The organism is Sphingosinicella flava (assembly GCF_016025255.1).
Lineage (GTDB): Bacteria > Pseudomonadota > Alphaproteobacteria > Sphingomonadales > Sphingomonadaceae > Allosphingosinicella > Allosphingosinicella flava.
Map to the genome: position 1 here is coordinate 1,260,028 of NZ_CP065592.1, position 17,309 is coordinate 1,277,336.

Genomic DNA, 17,309 nt, shown 5'->3' on the forward strand with positions numbered 1-17,309 from the left:
CGACCGCCCCGCCGATCATTCCGCTTCGAAAGCACCTTGATAAGCCGCATCGCGCGCAAGGAAATCCTGGAATGCCGCCGCCTGCGGATGTTTGGCGCCTTTGAACCGCGCCACGAAATGGGCGATCGGCACTGCGCCATTGGTCTTGGCCTGGCTGAATTCGCGGACCTGATTGTCCGGCTGGCTCGCCTCGAAAATCCGGAGGGTCGATCCCAGGGTAATGCCCCATTCGGCGCCCCCTTCCTCCACTATGTCGACAGCTTCCCGGTCCGTTTCGGTCAGGATGATCCGGTCACCGACCATCTCCCAAAGCCCGAGATAATCGAGCACCCTCTTGGCATAGCGGCCGCTCGCCGTCTCGTCCGGGTTGGCCATGGCGATCCGCCCGCGCAGCCCGCCATGTTCGACCTGCCGCTGAACCGCCGCGGGATTGGCGAGCATAACCGGATAACGGGCTTGCGCTCCGCCGAACAAAACGACGCTATTCTGGCGATAGGGCTGCCGCGTGGCCGGATCGACGATGCCGCTTTCTTGAAGCGCATCCATTGAGTCCGCGTCGACCGAAATGAAAAGATCGCCTTTGGTGCCGTTGCCCAGATGCTGGAGCAGGGTCGCGGTATCGGCAAAAACAAGCACCGGCCGGGCATGTCCCTTCTCGGCCCAGCGATCGGCATGCGCGTTCAGCATGTCCTGGAAGATCAAGTCGGCGTAGACGACCGGTCCCTCCCCTTTCTGGGCGGAAGCCGGGGCCGCAGCCAGCACCAGCATGGACAGAAAAGCCCAGATATGCCGCATCGTCATTTCCCCCTTCATATCTCTCGCGACGCCGAGAAGCCTTTCCTTCGACGCCAAAATCGGACCCGAATCAAAAAGGCCCGCCTTCTTGTGGAAGACGGGCCCTGAACGGCGGATGTCGCGGCGGATCAGTTGCCGCCGGGACCGCCAAGTGCAAGGGCGGCGCGGCGCTGGACGGCGGCGAGATATTCGTTCGACTGCATGAAGGGGATCGGGTTCACGGCCTTGCCGTCGATGCGGACTTCATAGTGAAGGTGGCTGCCGGTCGAACGGCCGGTCGAGCCCATGAGCGCGATCAGGTCGCCGCGCTTCACACGCTGCCCCGGGGTGACGAGCGCCTTGGAAAGGTGGCCGTAGCGGGTCTGGATGCCCTTGCCGTGATTGAGCTCGACGAGGTTGCCGTAGCCGCCAACCCAGTTGGAACGTTCGACATAACCGTCGGCGGTCGCATAGATGGGCGTGCCGAGCGGGCCGGCGAGATCGACGCCGGCGTGCATCGCGGCGCGGCCCTGGAACGGATCCGAACGGACGCCGTATTTGGAGGTGAGCGCGGTGCCCTTCACCGGCATGGTGGAGGGAATGGCGATCGTGCCCTGCTCGAGCTGGTCGAGCTTCTTCCAGCTGGTGAACAGCGACTTGAAATTGGGATCGGCGGTCTTCAGCGGCTCGACCGCCTCGAACGGGCCGCCGGTGCCGGTGAACCGCTCTGGCGCGAGGCCGAGCTTCTCGACCGCCGCCGCGGTGCTGCCGTAACGTTGCGCGGCGTGGCGCTTCAGAGCCTGGACATCGGCCTGCATGGACTGAACCTGACGTTCCATCTGCGCGACGCGGCCATCCGGCGCGGCGATCATGAGCTTGGCGGCAGCAAGGGCCGACCAGAGGAGAAGCGCCAGCATCAAGGCGGCACCGGAAAGCTGCGCTTCGACGCTCAGGCTGAAACGGCGTAAGCCCTTGCCATCATGGTAAAAAAATTCGCGACGCTTAAAGATCGCAGGAAACTTTCCAGCCCGGTTGGTCGTTGAAGCAATATTCGTCATAACTATCCGGCGGTCCCTATCTGGTACGCACGGCCACGCGATGGCGACCAAATCGAATGACAAGCAGGCCTTTTCAGGTCGCTCTATGTCATTTGCTCTGTCAGGAAGTCTGCCCACCCCATGACGTGACCGGACCCTGTTCGGACTTTTTTCCAGCCGCAACCCCTGCATAAAAATCGCGGGACAAACCGGCTTCACCGCGCGCTGAATCGTTGAATGGAGGTTTCAAAAGGCCCCGGAAGTAGGTTTCGATTAACCATTTCCAGTGACCAACCGCGTCCAATCCGCGAGATTCGCAAGCGTTTTTGAACCAGCGCGTTCCGGCCGCGACGTGGCGAATTTCATCGCGGTAAATGCGGTGAATAATGGTCGCGGATCTTTCGTCGCCCGCAGCCCGGAAGCGTTCGATCGTCGATGGCGTCACGTCCAACCCTCTCGCTTCCAGCACCATCGGCACGACGGCGAGGCGGGCGAGCACGTCGTGCGCGGTTTTTTCCGCCGCTTCCCACAAGCCATCATGGGCGGGCAGCGCGCCATAATGGCTGCCAAGCGAGCGCAGGCGCCGGTCGAGCAAGGCGAAATGCAGCGCCTCGTCGGCGCCAACGCCGAACCAATCGTCGATGAACGCGCGCGGGAATGCGCCGCCGAAGCGGCCCGCCATGTCGAACGCCAGATCGATCGCGCCGAATTCGATGTGGGCGAGCGCGTGGAGCATGGCGATGCGGCCGCGCTCCGATCCGCCCTTGCCGCGCTTCGGCATCTGGGCGGGTGGCAGGAGGTCCGGCTTTTCCGGGCGCGCCGGCCGGGCGGGCATGGCGGCATCGAAGCTGTGCGCCAGCGCGCCCTGCCGCCAGAGCCGCGCCGCCGTACGGGCGATCTTCACCTTGTCGCGCGGCGCGGAGGCCTGCAGCACCGCCCGCGCCGCATCGGCAACGCTCTTCATGCTGCCTCGAACGCCTTTCTCACTTCCGCCATCATATGCTCCTCCCCCGCATGATGCGGCGAAAAATGGAAAGGCTCGATCCTTCGCACTCCGGCCGCGCGGGCGATCTCGCCTGCCGCCCGGGTGGTGAGATGCTCGCTCCGCCGCGCCTGATCGGCGTCGCCAGCGGCGAAGGGGGCCGCGATGAACGCCATGTCGGCGCCCCGCGCCAGCCTGACGATCGCGTCCCGGTTCGCCTGCGTGTCGGCGGCACCGGCCACGTAGACGAGCGTCTGCCCGTCCGTCACCGTGGCGAGGTCGCGCAATTCCGCGAGCGGCAACAGGCCCTTCGGCGTGGGGACGGGGCAATCGTCCTGCGCCCCCAGCATGATCGCTTTTTTGAGCGTCTGCAGCCACGTGCCCATGGGAAGCCCGCGTGCGTCCAGTCTTTTCTTCCATATCCGCACATGGGCGCGCTCCTGGACCGCAAAGGCGAGCGAGGGGCCATGATGGTCGAGGATCGCGGCACGCACTTCCCGCTCCGGCTCAACCAGGATCAGGCCATCCTCGATGCTGAACTCCCGCTCATCCTCCAGGCTGAATTTTCTTTGGAAGCGGAATCGCGCCGAACGGGCCCAGCCTTCGCGTTCGACCTCCAGAACGTCGAAGACAAGGTCGGCGGCACAAAGATTGGCGAGATGCCATTCGTAGGATTGGAGCTTGTGATAGAGCCGGTCGGCAAAGCCTTCGGGCCCGACCAGCCGCACCGTCTTGTCCCGCCCGACAAGCGTGCGCAGCAACGTGTCGAAACCGATGAAACGATCGATCGGCATGTGAGTCACGAAGGCATGGCTGACCCGCAGGAGGTCGCCCGCGCCAAGTGCCGAAAGGTCGCCAAAGTCGAAGAGAAGAGCGGATCGCTGGTGCAGGGTATCGACGAACAGCGCCGGATCGCCGGACCGGCCGTTGACGAGCGAAGGATGGAGCGTCGACCGCATGCCGATGGTCTAAAGGGGGCTTTGCGCGCCGTCGACCCGTTGTTGTTGACCCGATGGCGGAACTGCGGCACCCGGCAAGCGAAGGAGAGAGGCATGGCGGATGTTCTGATTGCCACCGACGAGCCGGTCATGACCCTAAGGCTCGACCGGCCGGACAAGAAAAATGCCATCACCGTCGCCATGTATGCGGCGCTCGCAGAGGCGCTGGAGAGGGCGGCGGCGAACGATGCGATCCGCGTCGTCGCGATCCTCGGCAGCGGCGACATGTTCACCGCCGGCAACGATCTGCACGATTTCATGGCCCAGCCGCCGGTCGGTACCGACCAGCCGGTCTACCGCTTCCTGCAGGCGATCGCCGCCTTCCCGAAAATTCTGATCGCGGGCGTGCAGGGCCGGGCGGTGGGCATCGGCACCACGATGCTGCTCCACTGCGATTTCGTGGTCGCGGCGGAGGATGCGGTCTTCACCATGCCCTTCATCGACCTGGGACTGGTGCCCGAAGCGGCAAGCTCCCTCCTCTTTCCCCGCATGGTCGGCCCCCGCATCGCCGCCAAGCACCTCATTCTCGGCGCGCCCTTCGATGCGGAGGAAGCGCTGCGCTACGGCGTCGCGAGCGAAATCGCCGCGGCCGCCGCGCTCGAGGCGCGCGTCGCCGCGCTTGCCGGCGAGGTCGCGGCCAAGCCCGCGGAAGCGGTGCGCATCGCCAAGGCGTTCATCCGCGATACCGGCGGCACAATAATGGACCGCATCGAAGCGGAAGGCCGCGCCTTTGGCGAGAGGCTGCAATCGGCGGAAGCGCGCGCCGCCTTCCTGTCCTTCTTCGCCAAGAAATCCGCGGCCTGAACGCGCGCCCCGCCAGAGCGGGGCTTCAGGTCAATTCCCGCGCCGCATCCAGCACCGTCTGGGCGTGGCCAGGCACCTTCACCTTGCGCCAGACGCCCTTCACCACGCCGTCGCGGTCGATGAGGAAGGTGGCCCGGTCGATGCCCATATATTTGCGGCCATAGAGGCTCTTTTCCACCCAGGTGCCGAAGGCTTCGCACGCGCTGCCGTCGCCGTCGCTGACCAGCGAGACGCGCAGGCCGTATTTTTCGGTGAACTTGCGGTGCTTTTCCGGATCGTCCTTCGAAATGCCGATGACCCAGGTGCCCGCTTTCTCGAATTCGCCGGCAAGGGCCGAAAAATCCTGCGCCTCCCGCGTGCAACCGGGAGTGTCGTCCTTGGGATAGAAATAGATGACGAGCTTCTGACCGTTGAAATCGGCCGGGCTGACCCTTTTTCCATCCATGCCCAGCAATGCCAGGTCCGGAACCTTGTCACCCACTTCGATCATCACAGTTTCTCCTCGTCTGCACGCGCGCCGGACACCCGGTCCCATAACGCGCTTATGCTTTGCCGCGCCGCATCGTGCGCGGCAAGAAGCGCGTCCCAGCTTTCCTCGCCGCACGCGCGCGCAACGAGCGGGCGGGAGGCTTCGGCGGGTTCGGCCGAATTGGGCGACACCAGCCGGAACATCACCAGCATGCCGGTGAGCAACCGGTGCGCCGCCATGATGTCCGGCGGAACCAGTCCGGCGGTCGCCAGATCGGTGATCGCGGCGGGAAGCTGCGGCCGCAAGCCGGTCTGGTAGCCGAGAGCAAGCGTCTGAACCGCGAATTCGAGGTCGACCAAGCCACCCCGGCCGAGCTTGATATCGAACGGCCCGGACGGCGGCTTGTGCCGCGCCATGTCCGCGCGCATCCTTGCCGCGTCGGCGACCAGCCGTTCGACATCGCGCGGCGCGGAGAGGACGGCATCGATCGCGGCCTTCAACGCCGCTCGCCCGGCGGGGGAGCCGTAGACCGGCCGGGCGCGGGTCAGCGCCATATGCTCCCAGGTCCAGGCATGGTCGCGCTGATAGGCTGAAAAGCTCGCCAGCGACACGGCGAGAAGGCCGTCTTCTCCCGATGGCCGCAGCCGCGTGTCGACATCGTAAAGCGGGCCGGCGGCGGTCGGCACGCTCAGCGCCGCCGAAATGCGCCGCACCAGGCGATTGAAATAATCGGTGGCGCCGAGCGGCTTCCCGCCATCGGAACGCGCGCCATAATCGCCGGTGAACAGATAGACGAGGTCGAGGTCGGACGCATGGGTCAACGCCTCCCCGCCGAGGCGGCCAAGGCCGAGGATCAGCAATTCCGATCCCGGCACCTTGCCATGCACCGCTTCGAATTCCGCCACGGCGGCATCGGCCAGCACCTGGATGGCCGCCTCCGCGACGCGCGCATAACCGGCGGCCGCTTCCAGCGGATCGGTGCGCGCGAGCATGAGCTGGGCGCCCAAGGCAAAGCGCCGTTCGTTGACGCGGCGCCGCACCCGGTCGAGCAGCATCTGATAATCCTCGCCTTGCCGCTCGTTGCGCGCGAAGGCGGCGATGAGGCGTTCGACCGGCGGAGCGGGCAGAAAGGCGGTGTCGTCGATCAGTCCGTCAAGCAGCTGCGGCCGCCGCCCAAGCTGATCGGCCAGCACCGGCGCATGGCTCAAAAGGGTCGCCAGCACATCGGTCAAGGCGGGCCGCGCCTCGATCAGCCGGTAGAAATTGACGCCGGTGGGAAGCCGCTCGACGACGTCGTCGAAGCGGTTCATGGCGCCCATCGGGTTGGGCGCCGTGCCAAGGGCCTGGATCAGGGCGGGCAGCATCGCTTCGAACGCCTCCATCGCGGCATTGGTGCGCAGCGACCGCGCCTTGCCCGACCGCCATCCTTCGATGCGCTGCCGCGCCTCCGCAGGATCGGGGAAGCCGAATGCCGCAAGCTGCGCCTCCAGCGCCTCGACGCCGCGCGGCAGGCGGCGTTCCTCCTGCCCGGACAAGCGCCCATAAATGGCCGCCACTCCGGCCACCGGCTCTTGCATCAGCGCGAGGAGGTCGCTCCCGTCCGCAAGGCCGTGAAGACGGGCGACGTTGGTCAGCGCATCGGCCGCGACCGGCAGACTGTGAGTCTGCTTGTCGTCGACCATTTGCAGGCGATGCTCGATCGTCCGGAACAGGCGATAGGCATCGCTCAGCAGCGCCGCTTCGTCGCCGGGAATGCGGCCCGCATCGCGCAAGGCCGCCAACGCGTCGAGCGTCGCGGGCGCACGCAACGCAGGCTCCCGTCCCCCATGGATCAGCTGATGAATCTGGGCGAAGAATTCGATCTCCCGGATACCCCCCCGGCCCCGCTTCAGGTCGAAGCCCGGTCCCAATGCCTGCCCCTGCGCATAATGGTCGCGGATGCGGCGGCTGATCGTCTGGATTTCGCCCAGGGCGCCGTAATCGAGCGAACGGCGCCACACGAAGGGATGAATGGCGTCGAGGAAATAGGCGCCCAAGGCCTTGTCGCCCGCAACGACGCGGGCGCGGATGAAGGCGGCCCGCTCCCAGGGCAGGGCCGTCGATTCATAATAAGAGATGGCCGCGTTGACCGGGAGCGCGATCGGCGTGACTTCCGGAGAAGGGCGCAGGCGCAGGTCGACGCGAAACGCATAACCGTCGCCGTCCCGCTTCTGCAGCAGCTCGATGATCCGCTGGCCGATCCGCACCGCGCCCTGTCCGGGCTCCTCCCGGGGCTTCAGCGGCAACCGTTCCGGATCGAACAGGAAGATGAGATCGACATCGGATGAGTAATTGAGCTCGCGGCTGCCATGCTTCCCGAGCGCCAGTATGACGAACCCTTCCGGCGTCGCGCCGGGCGTGCGTTCGGCGATGGCCATTCGCACCGCCCGCTCCAGGCAGCGGTCCGCGAGATCCGACAATTCTTCCACCACCCGTTCCAACGGCAGGAGCCCGGCGAGATCGCCGAGGCCGAGCGCGAGCGCGAACGCGTTGCGTTCACGGCGGATCGCCGCGGCCGCCGGAAGATCCGCTTCGCCTTTTCCCGCCGCTGCAAGGATAGCGGCATCCGCACCTTTCTCGATCAAGACGGCCGGGATGTCGGGAAAGGTCTCAAGCTGGAGTCTCAAATAAGGACTATGATCCCGCGCCCGGGCCAAAGCGTTGTTAATATTGGGTACATCCACTGTAGCCGCCATGTCACATCCCGGACCCGTTCCGTTCTACACGCGCAATATTTGCAACCCTCGCAAAGAACATACGTTCTACCGGCGTGGATAGGATTAACCCGAGAAACGAAGCCATGGTCAATGCCACGTCCCGGCGCTTTGTAAAGGTCGCCCCGCCGACCATACATGCCGGGCTCGGCAATGCCCTAAGAGAGGCTTTCCAGGTTGGCGGCGACTTGCGCTGCCTGAAGGGCTTTGAGGATCTTCTCGCCCGCCTCGACTAAGCGTGCCCGCCATTTGCATTGCATAATATTGGGTACGAAAACCTGCCGCACGTTCGACAGGCTCAACCCGCAGGCAGTCCGGAATAGAATAAGCGATCGCGCGGATCAGAATTCGCGATCGCGGCTGAGGTCGTCGACTTCGTTCATGATCGTCTGAAGCGCGGTCTTGTCGCTGTCGGTCCGGTGCTCGCGACGGGACGGAAGATTGCCTTCGCTCAGCAATTGCTCGAGCGCGACACGCCCGCGCGCCACGCGGCTCTTGATGGTGCCGACGGCGCAGCCGCAAATCTCCGCCGCTTCCTCATAAGCGAAGCCGCCCGCGCCGACGAGAATCAGCGCTTCGCGCTGGGGCTGCGGCAAATGCATCAGCGCGCGCTGCATGTCGCCAAGCTCGACATGGCGATCCTGGCTCGCGGGCGCCGCGAGCAGCTTGGACGCCGTGATCTCGTCCCATTCGCCCTTGAAACGCGCGCGGCGCATCTGGGACAGGAACAGGTTGCGCAGGATGATGAAGGTCCAGGCGCGCATGTTGGTGCCCGCCTGAAAACGCTTGCGCGCGGCCCAGGCCTTGAGCAGCGTTTCCTGAACCAGATCGTCGGCGAGATCGCGGCTACCGGACAAAGAGCGCCCGAAAGCGCGCAGATGCGGGATGACCTGCGCCAGCTGGTCCTTGAATTCGTCGTCGGGCAACGGGACGAGGACGTCCGGATTGCCGTTATCTTGTACCGCGGTGGGCGTTTCGCCAACCATCATAAATCCCCCGTGAAGGCGGTAAGCATCTGACATCCATGGCTGATTTGGGGAGCGGACGCACCCCGTAATATGTCGTGGGTAATCAACGCCAGATGAGCAGGATGATCGCGAAGAGAATGATGACGAGAAAGAGGGATATGGGAAGGATGACCCGCGTCATGCGCGGCGTTGCGCCGGCCCTTGCTTCGGTCGTTCCGATATGTTGCTCGCCTTCGTCCATGGATGGGACGCTCCCCTTCGAAATCCGTGAAACCCGCCAACGCGGCACGCGCTGGCGGGTTCCAAATGTTGCTAGGCCGGAACGGTCGCCGTGTCGAAGAACAGGGCTTGCGCGATCGCCGCCTTCACCGTCGAACGCTGGAACGGCTTGGTGATGAGGAAGGTCGGTTCCGGGCGTTCGCCGGTCAGCAGACGTTCCGGGAAGGCGGTGATGAAGATCACCGGCACCGAAAATTCGGCCAGGATATCCTTCACCGCGTCGATGCCGGAGCTGTCGTCGGCGAGCTGGATATCGGCCAGAACCAGGCCCGGTCGATGCGCCCGCGCCTGCGCGACCGCTTCGTCGCGCGTCACCGCGACGCCCGTCACCGTATGGCCGAGATCGCGGACGATCGTTTCGATATCCATGGCGATGATCGGCTCGTCCTCGATGATGAGGACTTCGGCGCGCGTCTGGCGCTCGATTTCTTCCAGCGCTTCGGCGACAAGCCGCTCGACCTCGTCCGCTTCGGCACCGATCAGATAGCCGGTATCCTCGGGCGTGAAGCCTTCCATGGCCGTCAGCAACAAGGCCTGGCGGGACAAGGGCGTGATCCGCGCGAGGCGGGCTTGGGCAATGCCTTCGGCATCCTCGAAGCCGGATCCCGCGCCCGGATCCTCTTCGATATTGGCGGTCGACCAGATGGCATGGAAGGTCCGGTAAAGACCAAGGCGCGCGTCGACATCGCGTGGAAAATCGTCCGGCGCCGCGACGATCGCCTCCAGCGTCGCACGCACGAAGGCGTCGCCATGCTGCTGCGAGCCCGTCAGGGCGCGCGCATAGCGCCGCAAAAAGGGAAGGTGAGGCGCGAGTTCCTGGCCTAGCGACATATTCGTTACGACTCCTTCATGACCGGGACGATAGTTGAGAACCCGCCCCGCGCTTTGCAAGCCCGCCGCGCGGCGCCTGCCCGATGACCTATCTGCACGAAGAAACCGGCCCAGCCCGCCCTTCACACGAAACATGGAACCAACAGCGCAGTTTTTTGTTTCCATGCCACTGCAGGCAATTTATTTCGCCTTGCAATTTTTCGTGCTGCCCGGGGCGGAAGCGCTTCCGCCGTCCGGGCATATTGATGATGGATTGCGGGCGCGGCCGTGCCGCGAGGGGTACAGACTTTGAACTTTCACGACGACAAAGACGGCGACAGCCGGCGAAAGAGCGACAATCTGCCAGACAACGGCCCCGACTTCGCTCCGAAGAGCAAGAAGAAGCCTGCTTCGCCGGAAGTGGGCCATGCCCTGCGCTCGGTCTATCAGCAGACGATCAACGAAGATATTCCGCCCGAAATGCTCGATCTGCTCGGAAAGCTCGGCTAACGGTGCCGCCCAAAGGGCGGCGAACGAGGCACTAGGCGCGTGAATTTTCTCAGCAACAGCCGGATCGCATCCGCTTTCGGGCGATTGCCGACAGGCCCCAAGATGCTAGTTATTCTGGCATCGTGCCTCCTCCCTCTCCTGGTCATTGCGATACTTGCTTCCGTCCAGAGCGCGCAGCAAAATCGCAACAAGCGGCAGGCCGAGGCCGAGGCCCGTTTGGAAGTGGCGGCCCAGCGCATCGATTCCGCTTTGTCTCGGATCGGCCTCACCATCGGGGCCGCCACTGCGGCGGTGGAATTCTCGCCGCCCGAATCCAAGGTCTGCGAAGCCACGCTCCGCCGGTTGAGCGGCACCCAGACCGCAGGCCGTTACGCCCTTTACGGCCAGAATAGCGAAGTGCGTTGCGCGACCCCCGGCTTCGTGCCGCCCAACATACCGCAGAGCCTGGAACGCAGTGGAGCAGTGACCGAATTGCTTTCCACGGGCGAAGCGCTGCGCTTCACCCTGTTCGGGGCGGGCGGGCGTGTCGAAGGCGTGGGCGAACTGCCGATCGCTGCCTTGAGGCGGCTCGCCCTTCCACCGGATTCCCCGAAAGATTTCACGCTCGACATGGTGCAGGGCGGACGATCCATATCGTTGACCGACGGATTTCGCGGCGGCCCGCTGATCGAGACGGTGAGCCTGTCGAAACCGTTGACGCCGGACGGTTTGGAGCTTCGTCTCGTCGCGGGCGCCGTGCCGATCAGCGCCAATGAATTCGTGATGATCCTGCTCCCCGTCTTGATGTGGGTCGGCGCGGCGGCCATCGGCTGGGTCATCGTCAGCCGCCTTCTTCTGCGTCCGCTCGTGCGCATGCAGAAAGTGGTGTCGGCCTACCAGCCCGGCGACCGGCAATTCTATCTGCCGCTGATCCGCACCCCGGCGCAGGAAATACGGGATCTCGGCGACGCCTTCGAACAATTGACCCGCACCGTCGCCCGCCACGAAGCGGATCTGGAGGACGCCGTGGAGCGCCAGAGGAAGCTGGTGCGGGAGGTGCATCACCGTGTGAAGAACAACCTCCAGGTCGTCGCCTCTCTGCTCAACATCCATTCGCGCGGCTCGCCTGACGAGGGCGTCGCGGCGGCTTACGCCTCGATCCAGCGGCGCGTCGACGCGCTCGCCGTCGTCCATCGCAATCACTATGCGGAGTTGGAGGAAAATCGCGGCGTGGCGTTGAAGCCGCTCATTTCCGAATTGAGCTCCAACCTGCGCGGCACAGCGCCTTCCAGCGCCGCCAATATGGCGATCGCCCTCAACGTCGCCCCGGTTCACGTGACTCAGGATGTCGCGGTCTCGGTCGCCTTCCTCATCACCGAAATTGTCGAATATGGCATGTTCTGCGGGGCGCGGAGCGTGATGATTTCCCTGTCCAACAGCGGCGACGGCACGGCGCTTTTGTCCATCATGTCGGACAGCTTGAAGCCGGAAGCGGCATGCGCGGACACCCTTACAGAGCGTTTTGAGCGGATTATCACCGGATTGTCGCGCCAATTGCGCAGCACGATGCACAAGGATGTCGAAACCGGCTGCTATTCGCTCGCGATCACAATCGTCTGACGCTGCCCAATCCTAGGATTGACCCCCTTTCGGACGCGCGACCGTCCGTTTTTTCGCCTTCTGCAATTCTTTCGCCCCTTGGCCGGCGGCATTGGCGGCATCGATCACATGAACTCTATCCTGATGCACTCCGTCGATATCGGAATGCGGCGGCGTTTTTACGGGCTTCGACACGGTTTTCGGACTCCTTCCCCAAATCAACCGCCTTTTTCCCTTAGGGTTTCCAATCCCTTCGGCGCCTGGAAAAATTATTTTTACTTTGCGCATTTTTTTGGAATTTTGTATGGAACCACCCGCTGCCAACATCGTTGTGCAGTTTGGATAGTGACCTTTTGCCCCCCCGCTCTCGCTATCCAAGACATGAGCCCGGACGCGCTAACCTCCCCCCCCCCCCGGTAGCGCCTCCGGGCTCAAAACTTTTTAAAGCCCTTCCTTTTCATTGGTGCGCTCCGCTTACGGAGTGAAGCGACGGCGTCTTGCAAGGGCGTTTCGCTTATCCTTTCATGACGTGCGTGGAACCAGCAGGCGCGGCGGGCATTGAAGGTGGGTCTCCCCGCACGCCGAACGCGATTGGCGCGCCAGGACGGTTTCAGGAGTGATGGATATGGTTCGTAAGATTATCGCGCTTTTCGCCCTCACCACGAGCTTTGCCCTTGGTGCGTGCAACACCATCGAAGGCGTGGGCGAAGACGTCCAATCGGCCGGTGAAGCGGTCGAAGACGCCGCGGACTAAGCATCCGCTGTAAATCATGTGGGAAAGGCGCTCCGTTCGGGGCGCCTTTTTCGTATCAGACGAGATCGTCTGGAACGAACCAATAAGGCCTGCCGAAGCGGCGGGCGCGGCCCAATTGATAAGGCAGGACGAAGCCTGTGCGCTCTTCGGGCGGCGTGTCCCGGTTGCGCGCGGCCATCGTTCGCCAGCCGGCAAGATCGTCCGGGATCTCGCCTTCGAACAGCTGGCTCCACAAGCGCCGGCGGAAGGCAGGGATTGCAGCCCCTTCTTCCTTCCAGACGAACCCTAATTCGGTATCCCAATTGAAGCTACGACCGTTGATGTTCGCCGACGACAGGAGGCAGAGGTCGTCATCCGCGATCAGCAGCTTGGAATGGATGTGGATCACGCCCGCGCCAAAGGCGGTACCGCGCGTGTCCTCGAATTCATGTTCCTTGCCGTGCGGCTTTTCCTGCTTGGCGAGCGTGAAGAGGCCGACCCGGTCCGGTCCCGCCTTCTTCAGCAGGCGGCCGAGCGCGCGGGCCTGAAGATATTCGCCGTGCCGGTGCGCGAAATTGTCGACCTGCTTCTCGAAAGCGATCTCCTCCGGCACATTGGCGATGAGGATGATCACCTCGAGCGCCGGATTGGCCCTGAGCGCCGCTTCGACCCAGTCCGCCGCCTCGCCGGACCGGAAGAATTGCGCCTCGATATACAGGCGCTTTCGGGCCGCGGCGATGACATTGCGATGTGCCGCCTTCAATTCGCGGATATGACGGCGCGGGCCGATGGCGAAAGCGCGCTTGGACCGGCGGGACAGGGTGCGGACGATTTGTACATCGGCTCCTCCCCCCGTCTTCGCTTTTGGCAGATCGATATCGATCGGCGTCAGCGGGTCGATCATCAGAGACTGGCCGCATCCCCCGATCCATTCGCCGATTGTCGCGCGGTAACGCGGCAATTCGCGATTCCACAAGGCGGCAAGATGATGCGCCACGTCTCCCGCAGCCTCGCCTTCGACCAAAGCCGAAATGTCGTGCCAGGTTTGGTCGCTGCGCTGGCGGTGACGCCGGTCGTCCCAGCGCCGTTCATCGAGGTCCATCCCGCCCAGGATCGCCTTCGCGCCGTCCACAACGACGACTTTCTGGTGATAGGTGGCGGGCCACAGGCGGGGCGGCGGGCCCGCTTGCCATGCCTTGGGCCGATCGCCGTCCCAGGTGAGGTAGCGCCATAGCCCCGGCCGGGTTTCCAGCCCGCCATCGTCATGCTTCTTTTTCGCGATCAACCCTTCGACGACCTTGCGGATACGCGAACGCAGGGCGAAACGGAGGAATTGGCGGATGCCCCACCCCATCTCCCCCTCATGCTGAATGACGATAAGCTGCAGGCGGCTGCGTTCCGCCTCGTCCAATTCCTCCTGGATCGCGCGGATGCGGCGATAGGTGCACCAGGATCCCGCGTGGAGATAATCGGCAAGCACCGGCTCGAAGTCGGCGAGGAGGATGCGGACCTCGACACCGCGTTTCACCGTGTCGCGCAGCAGCGCCGCCCAATCGTGCAGGCCCTGCGCCCGCGCCCGGTCCGACCGCGTCTTCGTATCGGGATCGAAGATGCGGAAAGACATCCAGACGCTCTTCCGGGCATCCAGCACCAGATTTTCGAGCGCCGGGAACATGTCCGCCGCCTCGATCAGCGGCGTGACGCGGCAATTCCGGCGGACCGGATAGGGCCGCTCGCCGCCCGCATGCGCCTCGCCATCGATGCTGCCGACGAAAAGCGGGCGGATATCCTGCATCAGGCCTCGATAGCCTCCGCATCCTTCTTGGGCCGCCGCCGCTCCGTGAACCAAATGGCGATCAGCGACAATTCGTAGAGGAGAATCAGGGGTATGGCGAGCATGAACTGGGACAGGATGTCGGGCGGCGTCGCGACCGCCGCGATCACGAAGGCGATGAGGATCGCATAGCGGCGCCCGGACGCCAATTGCTTGCGCGTGACGATCCCGGCACGCTCCAGCAGGAGCAAAAGAATGGGCAGCAGGAAGGCGATGCCGAACGCCAGGATGAAATGCATGACGAGCGAAAGATAATCGCCCATCGACGGCAGCGCCTCCTGCTGGATGCCGCCGATATTGCCTTCATATTGAAGGAAGAATTCGAACGCCGTCGGCATCACCACATAATAAGCGAGCGCCCCGCCCAACGTGAACAGCACTGGCGTCGCGATCAGGAAGGGCAGAAACGCTTTCTTCTCGTTGGCATAAAGGCCCGGCGCGACGAACGCCCAGATCTGGTTGGCGATGATCGGGAAGGCGAGGAAGAAGGCGGCGAAGAGCGCCACCCGCACCTCGACGAAGAAGGCTTCATAGAGCTTGGTATACACCAATTTCCCCTGCCCCGGCCCGAAGGCGTGAACCAGTGGCTGAGCCAGGAAGGCGAAGATGTCGTTCGCGAAATAAAAACAGGCGCCGAACGCGGCAAGCAGGGCCAGCATCGACCAGATGAGGCGGCGGCGCAGCTCGATGAGATGCTCCATCAGAGGCGCCTTGCTGTCGTCAATGTCCCTCATGGCAGCTCCCGGGACGCGTCCGTCCCGGCGGAGGGAGGCAAGGATGGCGGCGGCAACGCTTCGGGCTCGCCTGGGGCCGATGGTAGCATCGGATGCTCGCGCATGATGCGCTCATTCTCCTCGCGCCATTTTTTCTCCATTTCCTCCAGCTCGGCCTCGCGGATCATCGTGTCGATGCCAGACCGGAAATGGCGCGCCATGCCGCGCGCGCGGCCGACCCAATGGCCGACGGTCCTCATGACGCGCGGCAAATCCTTCGGCCCGATCACCACCAGGGCGACGAGGGCGATGATGAGAAGTTCGGTCGGCGCGACGTCGAACATGACGGCCCTTCAGGTTGAAAGGCTCAGGGCTCGCGCCGCTCCGGATCGGCCGTGCGGACCGGCTCGACGGCGGGATCGGGGCTGCGCTCGTCCACGATGCGGCGCGGCGGCGCCGCTGTCGTATCGTCTTCCGCCATGCCCTTCTTGAAACTTTTGATGCCCTTCGCGACGTCGCCCATCATATCGGAAAAGCGTCCCTTGCCGAACAAGAGCAGGACGAGGATGCCGACGATGAGCCAATGCCAGAGGCTGAAACCACCCATGAAATTCTCCGATCACGCCTGAAATGCGAGGCGCTTGTGGAAGGACATCTAGTCCTCCTCGCGTTCCGTTTCCAGTTCCAGTTGCTGTTCCAGCGCCAAATCGACCGGATCGAGAAGCCCGGCAGCCTTTAGATCGTCGATACCGGGCAGGTCGCGGCGGCTTTGCAGCCCGAAATGGGTGAGGAAGCCCGCCGTCGTCGCATAGACGAGCGGACGCCCCGGCGCCTCCCGCCGTCCGGCGGGCCGCACCCAGCCCGCCTCCATCAGCACGTCCAGCGTGCCCTTGGAAATCTGCACGCCGCGTATCGCCTCGATCTCGGCGCGGCTCACCGGCTCGTGATAGGCGATGATCGCCAGCGTCTCGACCGCGGCGCGGGAGAGCTTGCGCGGCTCGTCCCGTTCCCTGCGGAGGAGGTGGGCGAGGTCGGCGGCGGTCTGGAAGTGCCAAGCCTTCCCGCGCTCGACAAGTTCGATCCCGCGCCCGGCATAATGCCGGGCGAGTTCGGCCAAAGCGGCCTTCACGTCGACGCCCTCACCGACATAAGCGGCGATCTCCTCGGCGGTCATCGGCGCATCGGCGGCGAACAGGGCGGCTTCGACGGCACGGACAGGGTCGGACAGCGGAGTCATGCCGCCCGCACGTAAAGCGGCGCGAAGGCGGCTTCCTGATCCAGTTCCAGCCGCCCTTGCTTGGCAAGCTCCAGCGCCGCGAGGAAGCTCGAAGCGAGGGCGGATTTGCGATACTCCCCATCCTGCGTCGCGGGCAGAAAGGCTTCGATCGCCGTCCAGTCGACGCTGGCGCCGATCAGCTGCTCAACCCGGCGCAAGGCTTCCTCCAGCGTCATGACCGGACGGCGCGAGACGACATGGAAAGCAGGCTCGCTCCGCGCCTTCACCGTGCCATAAGCGGCGATGAGGTCGTAGAGATCGGCCTGCCATGCGGACTTGCGGACGATGCGCAATCCTTCCGGCGCGCCGCGCGGAAATACGTCGCGACCAAGCCGGTCCCGCGCCATCAGCCGCGCACCCGCCTCGCGCATCGCGTCGAGCCGCTGGAGGCGAAGCTGGAGCCGCAGCGCCAATTCCTCGGGATTCGGATCCTGCTCCGGATCCTTGGGCAGCAGCAGACAGGATTTCAAATAAGCGAGCCAGGCCGCCATCACGAGATAATCGGCGGCGATCTCAAGCTTCAGCTCCTTCGCCTGCGCGATGAAGGCGAGATATTGTTCGACAAGAGCGAGGATGGAGATTTTCGTCAGATCGACCTTCTGGCCCCGCGCCAGCGTCAGCAGCAAGTCGAGCGGCCCTTCCCAGCCGTCGAGATCGAGCGTCAGCCGTTCCCCATCGGCCGCCGATCGGAAAAGATCGTCCCCATCCATGAAAGGAATGTAGGCTGAAGGCGGGGCGAAGGTGAAGCCCTCAAACTGATCGACGTAACATTCTACCGCCACCCCAGCGAA

The 17,309-nt window shown here is 64.2% G+C and carries 21 protein-coding genes; 5 read left to right on the forward strand and 16 right to left on the reverse strand.

Annotated features, from left to right (window positions below; all coding sequences use genetic code 11):
* Positions 1-15: 15 nt before the first annotated feature.
* From modA to IC614_RS06515, 4 genes are all read right to left on the reverse strand, one after another.
* Entirely contained in the window at positions 16-795 is a 780-nt protein-coding gene (gene modA, locus IC614_RS06500) for a molybdate ABC transporter substrate-binding protein (RefSeq protein WP_207791095.1), read from the reverse strand.
* 128 nt (positions 796-923) lie between these two features.
* Complete coding sequence (locus tag IC614_RS06505; RefSeq protein ID WP_200970560.1) at positions 924-1,832, reverse strand: M23 family metallopeptidase; 909 nt, start codon at positions 1,830-1,832, stop codon at positions 924-926.
* Between the two features lie 100 nt (positions 1,833-1,932).
* Positions 1,933-2,775, reverse strand: coding sequence for a ferritin-like domain-containing protein (locus tag IC614_RS06510; protein ID WP_200970561.1), 843 nt, complete (start codon positions 2,773-2,775; stop codon positions 1,933-1,935).
* A complete protein-coding gene (locus IC614_RS06515) occupies positions 2,772-3,752 on the reverse strand; it encodes an MBL fold metallo-hydrolase (protein WP_200970562.1) in 981 nt (326 codons plus the stop codon). The genes IC614_RS06510 and IC614_RS06515 overlap by 4 nt, the downstream gene beginning before the upstream one ends.
* 93 nt (positions 3,753-3,845) lie before the next feature.
* Here IC614_RS06515 and IC614_RS06520 point away from each other — a divergent pair, with 93 nt between their 5' ends.
* Positions 3,846-4,595, forward strand: a complete 750-nt coding sequence (locus IC614_RS06520) for an enoyl-CoA hydratase-related protein (RefSeq protein WP_200970563.1) — start codon at positions 3,846-3,848, stop codon at positions 4,593-4,595.
* 25 nt (positions 4,596-4,620) lie between these two features.
* On the opposite strand, the gene bcp is transcribed toward IC614_RS06520, so the two are convergent.
* Both bcp and IC614_RS06530 read right to left on the reverse strand, forming a co-directional pair.
* Positions 4,621-5,085 (reverse strand): thioredoxin-dependent thiol peroxidase, encoded by a 465-nt coding sequence (gene bcp / locus IC614_RS06525; RefSeq protein WP_200970564.1) that lies wholly within the window; start codon positions 5,083-5,085, stop codon positions 4,621-4,623.
* Complete coding sequence (locus tag IC614_RS06530) at positions 5,085-7,799, reverse strand: bifunctional [glutamine synthetase] adenylyltransferase/[glutamine synthetase]-adenylyl-L-tyrosine phosphorylase (RefSeq protein WP_200970565.1); 2,715 nt, start codon at positions 7,797-7,799, stop codon at positions 5,085-5,087. The genes bcp and IC614_RS06530 overlap by 1 nt, the downstream gene beginning before the upstream one ends.
* 74 nt (positions 7,800-7,873) lie before the next feature.
* On the opposite strand from IC614_RS06530, the gene IC614_RS06535 reads away from it, so the two are divergent.
* Positions 7,874-8,053 carry a hypothetical protein gene (locus IC614_RS06535; protein ID WP_200970566.1) on the forward strand — a complete coding sequence of 60 codons (180 nt, stop codon included), beginning with the start codon at positions 7,874-7,876 and terminating at the stop codon, positions 8,051-8,053.
* 105 nt (positions 8,054-8,158) lie between these two features.
* Here the strand turns inward: IC614_RS06535 and IC614_RS06540 are convergent, their stop codons facing one another.
* The 3 genes from IC614_RS06540 to IC614_RS06550 form a co-directional block, all read right to left on the reverse strand.
* Entirely contained in the window at positions 8,159-8,806 is a 648-nt protein-coding gene (locus IC614_RS06540) for a sigma-70 family RNA polymerase sigma factor (protein ID WP_404829115.1), read from the reverse strand.
* Positions 8,807-8,888: 82 nt separating this feature from the next.
* Positions 8,889-9,026, reverse strand: a complete 138-nt coding sequence (locus IC614_RS06545; RefSeq protein WP_200970567.1) for a hypothetical protein — start codon at positions 9,024-9,026, stop codon at positions 8,889-8,891.
* A 71-nt stretch (positions 9,027-9,097) separates the two neighbouring features.
* Positions 9,098-9,895 (reverse strand): response regulator, encoded by a 798-nt coding sequence (locus IC614_RS06550; RefSeq protein ID WP_200970568.1) that lies wholly within the window; start codon positions 9,893-9,895, stop codon positions 9,098-9,100.
* A 288-nt stretch (positions 9,896-10,183) separates the two neighbouring features.
* Between IC614_RS06550 and IC614_RS06555 the strand changes: the two genes are divergently transcribed.
* Complete coding sequence (locus IC614_RS06555) at positions 10,184-10,384, forward strand: NepR family anti-sigma factor (protein WP_226372589.1); 201 nt, start codon at positions 10,184-10,186, stop codon at positions 10,382-10,384.
* 39 nt (positions 10,385-10,423) lie between these two features.
* Complete coding sequence (locus tag IC614_RS06560; RefSeq protein ID WP_207791096.1) at positions 10,424-11,983, forward strand: sensor histidine kinase; 1,560 nt, start codon at positions 10,424-10,426, stop codon at positions 11,981-11,983.
* Positions 11,984-11,995: 12 nt separating this feature from the next.
* Here the strand turns inward: IC614_RS06560 and IC614_RS06565 are convergent, their stop codons facing one another.
* Positions 11,996-12,250 (reverse strand): hypothetical protein, encoded by a 255-nt coding sequence (locus IC614_RS06565; protein ID WP_200970570.1) that lies wholly within the window; start codon positions 12,248-12,250, stop codon positions 11,996-11,998.
* 337 nt (positions 12,251-12,587) lie between these two features.
* On the opposite strand from IC614_RS06565, the gene IC614_RS06570 reads away from it, so the two are divergent.
* Positions 12,588-12,716: an entericidin A/B family lipoprotein gene (locus tag IC614_RS06570; RefSeq protein ID WP_200970571.1), complete on the forward strand. Its 129-nt coding sequence runs from the start codon at positions 12,588-12,590 to the stop codon at positions 12,714-12,716.
* A gap of 55 nt (positions 12,717-12,771) precedes the next feature.
* Here IC614_RS06570 and IC614_RS12395 read toward each other — a convergent pair whose 3' ends face one another.
* From IC614_RS12395 to IC614_RS06600, 6 genes are read right to left on the reverse strand one after another with little or no spacing between them, the layout of a single operon-like run.
* Positions 12,772-14,490 (reverse strand): hypothetical protein, encoded by a 1,719-nt coding sequence (locus IC614_RS12395; RefSeq protein ID WP_200970572.1) that lies wholly within the window; start codon positions 14,488-14,490, stop codon positions 12,772-12,774.
* Positions 14,490-15,263, reverse strand: a complete 774-nt coding sequence (gene tatC / locus IC614_RS06580; RefSeq protein WP_200970573.1) for a twin-arginine translocase subunit TatC — start codon at positions 15,261-15,263, stop codon at positions 14,490-14,492. Before tatC ends, IC614_RS12395 begins: the two co-directional genes overlap by 1 nt.
* Positions 15,260-15,586: a Sec-independent protein translocase protein TatB gene (gene tatB / locus IC614_RS06585; protein ID WP_200970574.1), complete on the reverse strand. Its 327-nt coding sequence runs from the start codon at positions 15,584-15,586 to the stop codon at positions 15,260-15,262. The genes tatC and tatB overlap by 4 nt, the downstream gene beginning before the upstream one ends.
* 23 nt (positions 15,587-15,609) lie before the next feature.
* A complete protein-coding gene (locus IC614_RS06590) occupies positions 15,610-15,849 on the reverse strand; it encodes a twin-arginine translocase TatA/TatE family subunit (RefSeq protein ID WP_200970575.1) in 240 nt (79 codons plus the stop codon).
* A 48-nt stretch (positions 15,850-15,897) separates the two neighbouring features.
* Positions 15,898-16,479, reverse strand: coding sequence for an SMC-Scp complex subunit ScpB (gene scpB / locus IC614_RS06595; RefSeq protein WP_200970576.1), 582 nt, complete (start codon positions 16,477-16,479; stop codon positions 15,898-15,900).
* Positions 16,476-17,228 carry a segregation and condensation protein A gene (locus IC614_RS06600; RefSeq protein WP_200973135.1) on the reverse strand — a complete coding sequence of 251 codons (753 nt, stop codon included), beginning with the start codon at positions 17,226-17,228 and terminating at the stop codon, positions 16,476-16,478. The genes scpB and IC614_RS06600 overlap by 4 nt, the downstream gene beginning before the upstream one ends.
* Between the last annotated feature and the right edge of the window lie 81 nt (positions 17,229-17,309).